Here is an 11,983-nt window from a genome sequence, read left to right on the forward strand (position 1 = left end):
TCTGATTTGGAGTCGAGTGTGGTTTGCGACGGACTTGAAGCATTGCAACGCTAAATTGCGCTTGGGCATAAAGCGCTCTCTATACTGTAAAGGTATCAAATCCTATAAAAAAGGTGTTGGACGTCGCAGGTGGCCGCAGCGTATAAAACCTCATTACAGACAATACGGATGCCACCTGCGACATGTCCAGTGTAACGATTGAACGGATCGAAACTTGCCTCGTCGATTTGCCAACGATTCGGCCGCACAAGTTGTCTGTCGCCACGATGTACGGACAGACTTTGATGCTGGTGAAGGTGTATTGCACTGACGGCGCGGTCGGCATCGGTGAGGGCACCACGATCGCCGGGATGGCGTACGGCCCGGAAAGTCCGGAAGCGATGAAGTTGGCGATCGACGCGTACTTCGCGCCGGCGCTGGTCGGCAAGGACGCGACACGCATCCAGACGTTGATGGCACACCTTGGCAAGCTGGTGAAAATCAACCACTTCGCGAAGAGCGCACTCGAAACCGCGCTGCTTGACGCACATGGTAAGCGACTTGGCGTAGCTGTCAGTGAACTGCTTGGTGGGCGCCGTCGTGAACGGCTACCGGTTGCCTGGACGCTGGCGTCCGGCGATACCTCGCGCGACATCGCCGAAGCAGAGCAAATGATTGAGGTTCGCCGCCACAACGTATTCAAACTGAAGATCGGTGCGAAGGAACTGAAGACCGATATTAAACACGTAGCCGAGATCAAGAGGGTGGTTGGGGAGCATGCGGCGGTGCGCGTCGACGTGAACATGGCATGGAGCGAGACGCAGGCAGCGTGGGCGATTCCAGCACTCGCCGATGCCGGTTGTGAATTGGTTGAGCAGCCGGTCGCGTCGGCGGCGGCGCTCGCGCGGTTGATGCGGCGCTTTCCGGTTGCTTTGATGGCCGACGAAATCCTGCAAGGCCCGGACAATGCGTTCGAGATTGCGCGAGTAAACGGGGCTGACGTGTTTGCGATCAAGATCGAACAGAGTGGTGGGCTATTCGCCGCGCAGCGCGTGGCGGCGATCGCCGACGCGGCCGGCATCGAGCTGTACGGTGGCACGATGCTCGAAGGCGCGTTCAGCACGGTCGCGTCAGCGCATCTATTCGCGAGCTTCGCGAACCTGCAATGGGGCACCGAACTGTTTGGCCCGCTGTTGATCACCGAAGAAATTCTGACCAAGCCGCTAGATTACAGTGATTACCAGTTGACCGTGCCAGACGGTCCTGGCCTTGGCATCGAACTCGACGAAGAGAAGGTCCGGCGTTTCACGCGCGACGGGCTGATCAAGGTCACGAAGGCGTAACCCCGGACGAAAAAAAAGAGAGGATGACGATGCTTTTCCATGTACGCATGGATGTGAATATTCCGGACGATATGCCGGTCGAGGTCGCAGACGAAATCAAGGCACGCGAGAAGGCGTATTCGCAGGCGTTGCAAAAGAGCGGCAAATGGCCTCACATCTGGCGCCTCGTTGGTGAGTATGCGAACTACAGCATCTTCGATGTTGAGAGCAATGCGGAACTGCACGGCATCCTGACCGGACTGCCGCTGTTTTCATATATGAAGATCGAGGTGACGCCGCTGTGCCGTCACCCGTCGTCGATTCGCGACGACGAGTCGTGATCGGATGATTCAAACGAGGGCGCGCTTCCGAGGGCGAGCGCGCTTCCAACGGGTTCGTTACCCGATATGTGCGCCCCAAAACTACTCGATGGAGACTGGCATCATGAGCATCAAAGTGTTCGGTACGAAGGAAGTGCAAGACCTGCTGAAGGCGGCGACCAATCTCGAAGGCAAGGGCGGCAACGCCCGCTCCAAGCAGATCGTACATCGACTGCTTTCCGATCTGTTCAAGGCGATTGACGATCTCGACATCACGCCCGACGAAGTGTGGGCCGGCGTGAACTACCTGAACAAGCTTGGCCAGGACGGCGAGGCGACTCTGCTTGCAGCCGGTTCCGGCCTCGAGAAGTATCTTGATATCCGGTTGGACGCGGCGGACAAAGCTGAGGGTATCGAGGGCGGTACACCGCGCACGATCGAGGGTCCGCTGTACGTCGCCGGTGCAACGGTGCATGACGGTGTGTCGAAGATCGACATCAACCCGGACGAGGATGCCGGCCCCTTGGTGATCCACGGCACGGTCACTGGTCCGGACGGCAAGCCGGTAGCTGGCGCGGTAGTGGAATGCTGGCACGCGAACTCAAAGGGCTTTTACTCGCATTTCGACCCGACCGGAGCGCAGAGTGATTTCAACCTGCGTGGCGCGGTTAAGACCGGTGCGGATGGCAAGTACGAATTCCGCACGCTGATGCCGGTCGGCTATGGCTGCCCGCCGCAAGGTGCGACGCAGCAGCTCCTGAATGTACTCGGGCGTCACGGAAACCGCCCGGCACACGTGCACTTCTTCGTTTCGTCCGATAGTGCGCGCAAGTTGACCACGCAGTTCAACATCGAGGGCGATCCGCTCATCTGGGACGACTTTGCATATGCGACGCGTGAAGAGCTGATCCCGCCGGTGACCGAGAAGAAGGGTGGTACGGCGCTTGGCCTGAAGGCGGACACGTACAAGGACATCGAATTCAACCTCACGCTGACGTCCCTGGTGAAGGGCAAGGACAATCAGGTCGTCCACCGGTTGCGTGCCGAAGTCGCAGCCTAACCGATCTAGGCGGCGGGGGGCATACCGCCGCCAATAGGCGTGAGTGGTGCGAGATGTGACGAGAGGATGTGGGGGCGTCATTGTCAGCCACTGACAGTCGCTGGCTAAATCTCCTCCCTTTACGACATTTGATTGCGAAAACGGGCACGGCAAGCGCGCCGGAACGACCATGGAGTTCTTGCATGTATGAAGGCGAACGGCTGCAATTGCCGAACCACCACCTGCATTACCGTCTCGACGGCGATGCAACCGATAGCGCGAAGCCATGGTTGCTATTCTGCAACTCCCTTGGTACCGACCTGCATATGTGGGATGCACAGGCAGCGGGACTTTCGCCGTATTTTCGTGTGCTGCGCTACGATCGCCGAGGGCACGGCAAGTCTGATGCGCCTTCGCCGCCGTATTCGCTTACCGATCTGGGCAGGGACGTTATTGCATTGCTTGATGCTTTGAAGATTGAACGTGCCCACTTCTGTGGTCTTTCAATTGGTGGTCTCACCGGCCAATGGCTTGGCATTAATGCTGGCACTCGGTTCGACCGGCTAGTGTTATGTGCGACCGCGGCGAAAATCGGTACCGAAGAAAGCTGGAACGCACGGATTGACGCCGTCAAGACGAACGGGCTTGCTGCTATGACTGAGGCGACGGCCGAACGCTGGTTCACGTCACAGTTTAGATCTGCGCACAAGGAGGCAGTAGGAGCCATTCTCGAGACATTTGCTGGAATTGATCCTGAAGGCTACAACGGGTGTTGTGCGGCCTTGGCTGCCGCGGACCTGCGCGAAGAGATCAGACGCATTGCTCATCCGGTGCTCGCGATTTCGGGCAGTGACGATTCCGTGTGCCCGCCCGGCGACCTCCAATACATTGCCGATAACGTACAGCGAGGTAAGCATCTCGCTCTGCCTGGCCGGCACATTGTGAATGTGGAGTCGGCACAGGAATTCAACGCTGCGCTGCTCGGATTCCTGATCGAGTGAGAAATCGATGCCTGTCCATGATGAAATCCGCGAGCGGGCTGCGTCCGACATCGCGTTCGTGCTGCCGGCCCGCGCAGACGATCTCACGCGGCTGAATACGTTGGCCGCCGGCGGCAAACCCGTCGTCACTGTGATCGGCAAATACAACCACGGCAAGAGCCGGCTGCTGAACGAGCTGATTGGCGAACCCACGTTTGCGGTGGCCGATAAGCGTGAAACGGTCGTACTCGCGGACCGCGTGCAGCGTGGAGTTCGCTGGCTCGACGCACCTGGGCTCGACGCGGACGTCGGCACCGAAGATGATCGTTACGCGCTGCACGCGGCGTGGCAGAAGTCCGATATCCGGCTGTTCGTGCACGCGGCGAAGGAGGGCGAACTCGACGCAATGGAACTCGCGCTGCTCACCGAACTGCGCGACGATGGCGCGCGCTCGCAGCGGCAGACAGTGTTCGTGCTGTCCCAGGTCGATCAGCTTGCCGACGACGCGGAACTTGACTATGTGAGCGCCGCGATCCGCGCGCAGGTGCCGCGGTTCGATCTGAACCCGGTGTCATCGACGCGCTATCGCAATGGGATCGAGGGTGGCAAGAAGCTGCTGGTCGAGAAGAGCGGTATGCACGCGCTGGTCGCTAGACTTGACGCCGCACTCGCGCAGGTGCCGGTCGCGCGTGCGCACGAGATCGCGCTGCTGCTCGGCGAGATACGTGACGAGCTTCAACATCTGTGTGCTGTGCGGCAACGCCTGCTCGCCGATTTGCGCGACACGCGGCGACAGCAGCGAGAGGGTTTCGACAACGGCCTTGCGGCGGTGATGGTCAAGGTGAGCGAGGACATCGACGCGATGCTCAATGCGCTCGGCACTGACTATGCAATCGTGCCCGACACCGCGAAGGACGCGTACGCGATCACCGCTGGCAAGGTCGAGCGTGCGCATATCCAGATCACGTATTCGCGCGCGTGCATCGAGATCGACGGGTTTCTTGCTGGGCACGGCGTCGTCGGCTTGCCGTCGTCCCAGCAGACCGCTGCACGCAGCCTAAATTCGGTGATGATTGCGGTGATGGGCGTATCGGTGAAGTTTCGCAAGGACTTGCGCCGGATGTTCTGCGAGGCACAGGGCCGCGAGCGGATGCGGCGCGAGTTCACGCACTACTATGAACTGTCAGACGACTGCCAAACCCTAGTGGCACAGATTGCGGAGGCTAACGCGGCGCTCGACGCCACCCAATGCGCGCTCACTGCGCTCAACACGCTGGAAGCGAGAGCATGAAAGCGGACACGACGCACGAGCAGCGTTTCATCACCGACGTTGACTCATTAAAATTCGGCGCGCAGAACATCGACCCCGTGCTGCACGCGCTCGACCGCTGGCGCACACAACTGGAGGAGGGACTGCGCGCTGCTCGGCTGACGTGCGATGGACTCGCGGATCACCATCCGCTTGCGTGTCGGGCGAACGCGATCGACGTCGCACTGGATACCGGTATCCGCGCGTGGGTGCAACAATGGGCGGACCTCGAAGGTGCGCGCGCGCTTTCCGATGCGCTCGACGACACGGTGTTACTGCTTGTGTTTGGGAAGTTTAACGCCGGCAAGAGTTCGTTCTGCAATTTCCTTGCGGAGCGTTTAGCCTTGCACGGCCGCGCGGTGCGGTATTTCCACGTCGACGCGGGGCGTCTCGTCGAGACGGACGGGCGTTTCGCGGAGGGCACGACGGAAACCACCGCACGGCTGCAAGGTGTGCACCTTGGCGACAAGCTCGTGCTGCTCGACACGCCCGGTCTACATTCCGTAACACCGGAAAATGCGGCGCTTACGCAGCGCTTCACCGACAGCGCTGACGCGATCCTGTGGCTGACAAGTTCGACGTCACCGGGGCAGGTGCAGGAACTCGACGAACTCGGCCGTGAGCTGCATCGCAACAAGCCGCTGCTGCCAGTCATTACGCGGAGCGATCTCTACGACGAGGACGAAATTGACGGCGAGATCCGAAAAATCTTGCGCAACAAGAGCGTCGAAAATCGTGCGCATCAGGAAGCAGACGTCACGGTGCGTGCGCGGGAAAAGCTCGTCGCGATGGGCGTCGATTCGGCGTTGTTGAAAGCGCCAGTGTCGATCTCGTCGCATATGGCGCGCGAAGCACATGAAATACCGGCCGCGCTTGCCGATGCGGGTTTCGAGCGGTTGTACGCGGCGTTGATTGACGTCGCGGAGCCAGCGCTCGCGTACAAGGCGCGCAAGCGCGCAGAAGTATTGCTGCATCACCTGGAAGAGAACGTAATCGGCCAATTGCAGCGCGACGTGCTGCCGTTGCTCGACGAACTATACGCGTCAGCGCAGGCGGCGCGCGAATCCCTCGAACAGCAGCGGACGCAGGTTGCCGACGCGGTGTGGCGCAGCATCGTGCCGACGCTGCCGGCGTTGCTCGACGCACACGCGGCGACGCGCGACGTCGGCGTGATCTGCCGTGTGTTGTCGAGATCAGTGTTTGATGCGTTTACGCGCGAAATAGGCCGCCGGCTGATCGATTATGTTGTTGTGAACGATGCATCACTCGCACATATAGAAGTAGCCGATGATGCTGGATTCGAGGAAATCGTGATCGGGGGCACCGGTATAAGCCGGGATCGGCATGAGGTTGTTGGCGTTGATTATCAGCGCCTGTACATGATGTTGGAAATGTCGATTCGCGAAACTCTATTGCGCCTGTCGATCAATGCAGTCGAACAGTGTGATGCTGCAATCAATGTGTTGCTGATGTGCTCAGCGAATATAAAAAACATACTGAAAAATTTTGATAAAAAATTAATCGAAATAAAAGTTGAGTTGCGGAAAAATTCTAATTCTTTAGAGCGATGTTGAGATGGGTCAGTGATGCTCGCACGATAAGTCTTGGATGAATATTGAAAGATATTCATCAGTGATCTGTCATTTTTGTAGGTGACGTGATATGAATTTTGATCGTCAACAGTTGGAAGCCTTTTCTGCCATTGTGGATACGCGGCATTTTGGTCGTGCCGCGATGTTGCTGAATATCACTCGTGGTGCGGTGTCTCTCAGGCTCAAGGCGCTTGAGGAGGAGTTTGGAACTCCACTGGTGGTAAGAGACGGCAACATTCCCACACCGGCGGGCGAGGTCTTGCTACGGCATATCCGTGTGCTCAAGGTACTGGAGGCCGATACGCAGTTGCAGATCAAGCCCATGGACGGCATGCGTCCTCGCGTAGCGATCGCGGTTAATGCAGATTCCCTGGCAACATGGTTTGAGGCTGTCGCCTGGGAAATTGCGGAAAGAAACGTAGCCCTCGAACTAATCGTTGACGACCAGGATTACACGCTGCCGCTGCTGGCCAAAGGTGAAGCGATGGGCTGTGTTTCGACCTCCAGCGATCCCCCGACAGGGTTCTTGGCCGAGCCCATTGGCATGATGGAGTACGAGTGCGTAGCGAACGTAGAATTCGCCGAAAGATATTTCCCGCAAGGTCTGGGGCTGCACGGCGTCCTTGCTGCACCTGCTGTGCTCTATAACCGTAAAGATGGATTGCACTCGCAGTTTCTCGAACGGTTTCTGGACGTTGAAGTAAGGAGTTATGCGGCGCACTACTTCCCGTCTCCTGCAGCGTTGCTGGCTGCGATCGAGAATGGCATCGGATACGGACTTGTTCCCTGCTTGCAAGCCAAGCCTCTGATCGACGCGGGCGAGTTGATACGATTGGCTCCCAGCCATAAGGTCGAAGTCAATCTATATTGGCACCATTGGGAGACGGCACCGTCGAACGCTCAGGTGATCAGCGAACTCGTGGTGAGTCACGCTCGTCGGTCGCTTCTTCATTCCGGCGATCATGCTGTCTCACGAATCGGTGACAACGAGTCGTGAAGTGATCATCCCTGTGAGCGTTGATGAAGCTCTTCTGCACTCACGCACCGAGGCGCAGCCCGGGTGATTCGAGGGCGGGATCTCAGCGCTACAACTAACGCGCCGGACCATGCCAATATGAGTGGTGTCGCTTCCGGCATGTGGATAGCGTGCGTCCATTCGATCACGACACATAGCGCCGACAGTCCAGCGCCGACAAACATCGAACGCTTTGCGGCTTCATCCCGAATTGGATAACCGAGAAGGGTCAATGCCAGAAGCGGGGCCACCGCAGCGAGATAGACGATGTTAAATGTCACCATCACGTTGATGATGCTTTGTCCGTGAACTGCGACTAGCGTGGCAGCGAGGATTGGCAACACCCGATGATAGAGCGACGGAACACGGGAGCCGCGAGAGACGGTAGCGGTCGCATCACTCATGGCTCGAAGAATTGAGCAAGCCGAACCGAGGGCCGTTATGGTCAACAGGCACGTGACGGCCATCGATATTATCAGACCGGGACTGCCACTCGCCCGAGCGAGCAGTGCCGGGACTACCTGAGTTTGATCGGACAGACGGCCGAGTTGCCACAGGTTTTCGCTGGCGATGACAGCAGAGGCGGGAAGAAATCCGATTCCCAGCACGATTGCTGCAGCAATCAGGCAGCCGAATCGAGCGTGTGCCGACGTTCGCGCCATGGCAGGGAACTGCTGATAGTCTGCGCCGCAGACAACGAGCGCGACGACCGACAGTAGTACCAATCCTGTATGCTCAACGGGCTGCGCGCGTATCGACTCTACAAAGATCGCCGGCGCATGTAGCCATAAGGTCAAGCTATGAGTTTCGGCCAAAGCATGGACAAGTATCACGATGCATCCGCACATACAGAGTGCGAATATGCCGGAGAGCCATGACATCCAGAGGAACGAGAATACAAGCACGAGGCAATCGACCAGGATAATCGAGGTCGCTTGCGACATGCCCGACAGCGCAAGGATTGCCGACGCTCCGCGGATCTGGGCGCTTAGCACACCGGTCATCCAGATCAGGGAAAATGCCGCGACCTGCTGGCTGATGGTGGGGCCATATAGCGAGCAAAAATATGCCCAGATGGACTGCTTGGTCTTCTGGAGACGCGGGGCAGAAAGCGCCAGCGCTATGAGACCGATGGCTGTCGCGACGGCGTACAGGCAGGCTGCCATGCCTTGATGCAGGGCGAGTTCGCCGGTTCCCAGGAAGAACCCGATTCCGCAACTGGTCGATACGAGCAGGCTCGCGACGTCCCAGACAGCCAATGTTCGATTAGCCATGGTTCATTCCCCACCCGAGTACGCTCGACTGTTGGCCGCCGAGATATGTCGAACATACGATGGCGCGCTTGGTGAAAGCGGGCAGGGTCATCAGTTGGGCGTGCAGGTCGGGCAACTGGTGGTACGGGACCGCCGGGAAAAGATGGTGCGTGAGGTGGTAGCCGTTGTGATGTGGATGGAGCAGCGCCGAAAATATCCCGTGGTCTGGAATTTCCCGCGTAACGCTAAAGATGCCTCCCGGGTTGAGGCCGTAATGGTCGGTCATTTCCCGGAATGTCGTGATCGCATGGAAGACCGTAACGCGCGCGCCAAACCATAGAACGAGGAACAGCAATCCGAAGCGAGCGCTCGAGGCGATCAGGGCTGACATCGTAGCCAGCCACCACGCCACGATACAAAGCTGAGGTCGCCAGGAATAGCGACCAGTTATCAAATGGCCGGTGAGCGGCCCCCGGACGAGCGGGAGCTTTGTGAGGTACCGTGTGTAGACACGAAACCATCGATCGCCCGTACGGGCCAGTGATGGCAAAAAATCGGGGTCGCGCTCAGCGTCACCCAGCCACGCGTGGTGACGCGCGTGCTGCTCGCGGTAGAGAGTCAGACTGTTCAGGAGCGGAGCCGCTAGCAGCAGGTGCGCAAGATAATCGTTGAGATGGCGATTCTGGCTCAGATTGCCGTGGCTGGCTTCGTGCAGAAGATTGCCTAGCGCGCGCTGTCGGTTTCCGATAGCGAGGAGTGCTATTGGCGTAGCCGTCCAGCCGATTCGATACATGGCGAAGACGGACAGAAAGATAATTATCCAGTCGAAGGCGATGTCAAAAACAGCACGCCACGTTTTCGCTTTTGGTTGTTGCCAGGCCGGAGCAAAGGCAAGAAGGGATTGCCTGATTGAGATCCGGTCAATCAGGATCGTTGATGTATCGCCATGATTCATTGTGGCCTCCGTTAGAAGCCGTGAACTCCCCGTGGTTCGGATTGGTGGAAGCGGTTACTTGTATGGATGCAATGATCTGAGCATAGACAAGAATCCCTTTGCCATTGAGGCGGTTAGTAAACTTCCGGGGCATTTAATTTTTCTGGCTGCAGGGAGCAGCGGGCAGTGGTGTAAGGTTGAGGCGACGCACCACAACCTACGGAGGAAACGTTGAGCGAGAAAGACCTTGCAACGCTATGCGCAACGATCGAGCCGGAAATGGCCGCACCGGTCTACGTCTACTGTTCCTTTCCTGATTTCGCACTGCCAGAAGGCTTATCGGCGCTTTTCACTTTCAGGGAACTCGAAGGCTTGACCGCCGTGTTCGATCTACAGGATGCGGAGCGGTACATGCTGCCCTATACGTTCAAGGCACGACTCATTACCATCAAGGTGCACTCAAGTCTCGAAGCAGTGGGTTTTCTGGCCGTTGTATCGGCACACCTGGCCAAGGCTGGAATTCCCTGCAATGCGATCGCCGGGTATTACCACGATCACATTCTTGTTCCCGTCGATCGTGCGGACGAGGCATTTGTGGTTCTTGAAGGGATACGCGAAGCGAACGTTCAAGCCTCGCGGTTGTAACCCCGGTTAAAGCTCGCGTGATGAGTTTTATTTATGGCCGGATAGTTAACGTGCCAACCGCATCAACTGTCTTGCGTCTGCGGATTCTCATCTCTAGATTGTTTTTGTACGACCATATACAAGAACAATCGGGAGTCGGGGAATTCATTCTCTCCGCGGATATTGCGTAGAGGGGAAGGAGGGCAGATGTGCCATTCTGGAAATGGTTATCCTCACACTGCGGATAGCGAGGCTCTAACCGAATCAGTTGCGTACTGGCGAACCCGCTTCGAGGACGCACAGGCCGATGTGTCCCGGCTCGCCTCACGCCTGCGCGGGCGTGATCAGCGAATCTTGCTGCTTGAGCGGGCACTTGCACGTACGGCTGCGCTCCACCATGTGCTTGAAGACAGCCTCGAGCAGCGACTGGAACAATGCTCTGGGCCGACGGAGCATGCCGTGGACCTGGATCGGCGCTCTCAGGTGTCGTCCGACAATGCGGGCAGTAGCGTAATGGTTCGGCTGCCGCACCTGACGCGCACGCTTTCTCTTCTCTTTGAGGTGATGTGGGAGCACTGGGCACAGTGGGACCCGGAGCGACCACCCAAGTCCTCAACAGTTGCGCGCACCATCGACGCGAAGCTCGGGCTGAAAGGACAGGCCGATGGTGAAGCATCTCGTAACGCGCAGTCGTTTGCGGCTGCGTTACGCCCCGATTCTCTCGGCGACGCCGATGGGCGCCACCGGTGAGGGGCGACTGCGACGGATAATCCCGCCGACATGACGGAATTTTCGGCCCCGTCTCCTGCTGCTTGAATCGGATCTGTGCCGGGCAGATCCGGACAAAGCCAGGAGGACGGAAGCCATGTCGGATTCGATACGGATGGTGGGCGCGATTTTGCGTCGCAAGCAGGTCGAACAGCTTGTCGGGCTGTCCCGTTCGACGATCTATCAGCGGATGAAGGATGGTACGTTTCCCCGCGCGGTTCCTCTTGGTGGGAGGATGGTTGGCTGGCGCGCGTCGGATATCGAGCTGTTTCTCGTCGACCCGGCCGGATACCGGGCGTTATCCAGCACGTCAGGTGAGGAGCGCGGCGATGATTGACGCGTCCCACACCTCGCTCGAATCCCGGCTGGACAACTGGGCAAATGCAGCGCGTGGTCCGTATGACCCGATCGATGCGGCGATGATCGAGGCTGCATGGCGACGTCTTGAACCCCGTCACAAAGAGCTGCTTCGGATGGTGTACCTGTGGCACGCCGGCCGAGAGGTTGTGTGCCGCCGCCTCAGGATTCCCCGTCACCCGCGCAACCGCTATGACCTGGAACTGGCGTCGGCCAGGAATGCGCTCGCTTGTCTGCTTGAAAAGGGGAAGGCGTAAAAATTTTTTTCGGATGTTGCCGGACTGTTTCGGAACGCAAGGGACGATGACACAGAAAGCCCGGCAATTTCGAGGCTTGCAACGCTGGAGAATCGAGCCTAGAGTGCAGTCAACAACTTGTTCCGGTCGACGCGAAATGCAAAGACCGAGTACGCGTTAGCGGCCCGATGTACCGACGTATGTGCGTTGGCGTGGTGGTCGCGATGCGAGTAAAGCCTGCAGACCTGACGGTCG

13 protein-coding genes are annotated in these 11,983 nt (G+C 58.3%); 11 read left to right on the top strand and 2 right to left on the bottom strand.

Translation table 11 applies throughout. The annotated features are described in order from the left end of the window. The first annotated feature begins 182 nt into the window (after positions 1-182). The 7 genes from catB1 to HWX91_RS15595 all read left to right on the top strand — a co-directional run bounded on the left by catB1 (position 183) and on the right by HWX91_RS15595 (position 7,538). Positions 183-1,322: a muconate cycloisomerase CatB1 gene (gene catB1, locus HWX91_RS15565; RefSeq protein ID WP_028196313.1), complete on the top strand. Its 1,140-nt coding sequence runs from the start codon at positions 183-185 to the stop codon at positions 1,320-1,322. Positions 1,323-1,351: 29 nt separating this feature from the next. Continuing rightward, a complete protein-coding gene (gene catC / locus HWX91_RS15570; RefSeq protein ID WP_028196312.1) occupies positions 1,352-1,642 on the top strand; it encodes a muconolactone Delta-isomerase in 291 nt (96 codons plus the stop codon). 103 nt (positions 1,643-1,745) lie between these two features. Then, positions 1,746-2,681 carry a catechol 1,2-dioxygenase gene (gene catA / locus HWX91_RS15575; RefSeq protein ID WP_028196311.1) on the top strand — a complete coding sequence of 312 codons (936 nt, stop codon included), beginning with the start codon at positions 1,746-1,748 and terminating at the stop codon, positions 2,679-2,681. Positions 2,682-2,863: 182 nt separating this feature from the next. Then, positions 2,864-3,661, top strand: a complete 798-nt coding sequence (gene pcaD, locus HWX91_RS15580; RefSeq protein WP_028196310.1) for a 3-oxoadipate enol-lactonase — start codon at positions 2,864-2,866, stop codon at positions 3,659-3,661. Positions 3,662-3,668: 7 nt separating this feature from the next. After that, positions 3,669-4,931 carry a GTPase gene (locus HWX91_RS15585; protein WP_028196309.1) on the top strand — a complete coding sequence of 421 codons (1,263 nt, stop codon included), beginning with the start codon at positions 3,669-3,671 and terminating at the stop codon, positions 4,929-4,931. Between the two features lie 287 nt (positions 4,932-5,218). Further along, positions 5,219-6,523, top strand: coding sequence for a dynamin family protein (locus tag HWX91_RS15590; protein ID WP_244144077.1), 1,305 nt, complete (start codon positions 5,219-5,221; stop codon positions 6,521-6,523). Positions 6,524-6,611: 88 nt separating this feature from the next. Then, the gene (locus HWX91_RS15595) at positions 6,612-7,538 is read left to right on the top strand and encodes an HTH-type transcriptional regulator ArgP (protein ID WP_028196307.1); all 927 of its coding nucleotides are present in this window, start codon (positions 6,612-6,614) and stop codon (positions 7,536-7,538) included. Between the two features lie 5 nt (positions 7,539-7,543). Here the strand turns inward: HWX91_RS15595 and HWX91_RS15600 are convergent, their stop codons facing one another. Both HWX91_RS15600 and HWX91_RS15605 read right to left on the bottom strand, forming a co-directional pair. Next, complete coding sequence (locus tag HWX91_RS15600) at positions 7,544-8,830, bottom strand: SLC5/6 family protein (RefSeq protein WP_051743360.1); 1,287 nt, start codon at positions 8,828-8,830, stop codon at positions 7,544-7,546. Continuing rightward, positions 8,823-9,764, bottom strand: coding sequence for a fatty acid desaturase family protein (locus tag HWX91_RS15605; RefSeq protein WP_028196306.1), 942 nt, complete (start codon positions 9,762-9,764; stop codon positions 8,823-8,825). Before HWX91_RS15605 ends, HWX91_RS15600 begins: the two co-directional genes overlap by 8 nt. Before the next feature lie 210 nt (positions 9,765-9,974). Here HWX91_RS15605 and HWX91_RS15610 point away from each other — a divergent pair, with 210 nt between their 5' ends. The 4 genes from HWX91_RS15610 to HWX91_RS15625 all read left to right on the top strand — a co-directional run bounded on the left by HWX91_RS15610 (position 9,975) and on the right by HWX91_RS15625 (position 11,749). Further along, the gene (locus HWX91_RS15610) at positions 9,975-10,388 is read left to right on the top strand and encodes an ACT domain-containing protein (protein WP_028196305.1); all 414 of its coding nucleotides are present in this window, start codon (positions 9,975-9,977) and stop codon (positions 10,386-10,388) included. A 186-nt stretch (positions 10,389-10,574) separates the two neighbouring features. Further along, positions 10,575-11,117: a hypothetical protein gene (locus HWX91_RS15615; protein ID WP_030101028.1), complete on the top strand. Its 543-nt coding sequence runs from the start codon at positions 10,575-10,577 to the stop codon at positions 11,115-11,117. Positions 11,118-11,232: 115 nt separating this feature from the next. Next, entirely contained in the window at positions 11,233-11,472 is a 240-nt protein-coding gene (locus tag HWX91_RS15620; protein WP_028196303.1) for a helix-turn-helix transcriptional regulator, read from the top strand. Beyond that, on the top strand, positions 11,465-11,749 hold the full coding sequence (locus tag HWX91_RS15625; RefSeq protein ID WP_028196302.1) for a hypothetical protein: 285 nt from the start codon (positions 11,465-11,467) through the stop codon (positions 11,747-11,749). The genes HWX91_RS15620 and HWX91_RS15625 overlap by 8 nt, the downstream gene beginning before the upstream one ends. Positions 11,750-11,983 lie beyond the last annotated feature (234 nt).

This window comes from Paraburkholderia fungorum (assembly GCF_902833645.1).
In the GTDB taxonomy this organism is placed as follows: Bacteria; Pseudomonadota; Gammaproteobacteria; order Burkholderiales; family Burkholderiaceae; genus Paraburkholderia; species Paraburkholderia fungorum.

Bases quoted from the DNA above. Each gene is read 5' to 3' on its own strand.
- catB1 (WP_028196313.1), top strand. From the start codon at position 183: ATGTCCAGTGTAACGATTGAACGGATCGAAACTTGCCTCGTCGATTTG.
- catC (WP_028196312.1), top strand. From the start codon at position 1,352: ATGCTTTTCCATGTACGCATGGATGTGAATATTCCGGACGATATGCCG.
- catA (WP_028196311.1), top strand. From the start codon at position 1,746: ATGAGCATCAAAGTGTTCGGTACGAAGGAAGTGCAAGACCTGCTGAAG.
- pcaD (WP_028196310.1), top strand. From the start codon at position 2,864: ATGTATGAAGGCGAACGGCTGCAATTGCCGAACCACCACCTGCATTAC.
- HWX91_RS15585 (WP_028196309.1), top strand. From the start codon at position 3,669: ATGCCTGTCCATGATGAAATCCGCGAGCGGGCTGCGTCCGACATCGCG.
- HWX91_RS15595 (WP_028196307.1), top strand. From the start codon at position 6,612: ATGAATTTTGATCGTCAACAGTTGGAAGCCTTTTCTGCCATTGTGGAT.
- HWX91_RS15600 (WP_051743360.1), bottom strand. From the start codon at position 8,830: ATGGCTAATCGAACATTGGCTGTCTGGGACGTCGCGAGCCTGCTCGTA.
- HWX91_RS15605 (WP_028196306.1), bottom strand. From the start codon at position 9,764: ATGAATCATGGCGATACATCAACGATCCTGATTGACCGGATCTCAATC.
- HWX91_RS15615 (WP_030101028.1), top strand. From the start codon at position 10,575: ATGTGCCATTCTGGAAATGGTTATCCTCACACTGCGGATAGCGAGGCT.
- HWX91_RS15620 (WP_028196303.1), top strand. From the start codon at position 11,233: ATGTCGGATTCGATACGGATGGTGGGCGCGATTTTGCGTCGCAAGCAG.
- HWX91_RS15625 (WP_028196302.1), top strand. From the start codon at position 11,465: ATGATTGACGCGTCCCACACCTCGCTCGAATCCCGGCTGGACAACTGG.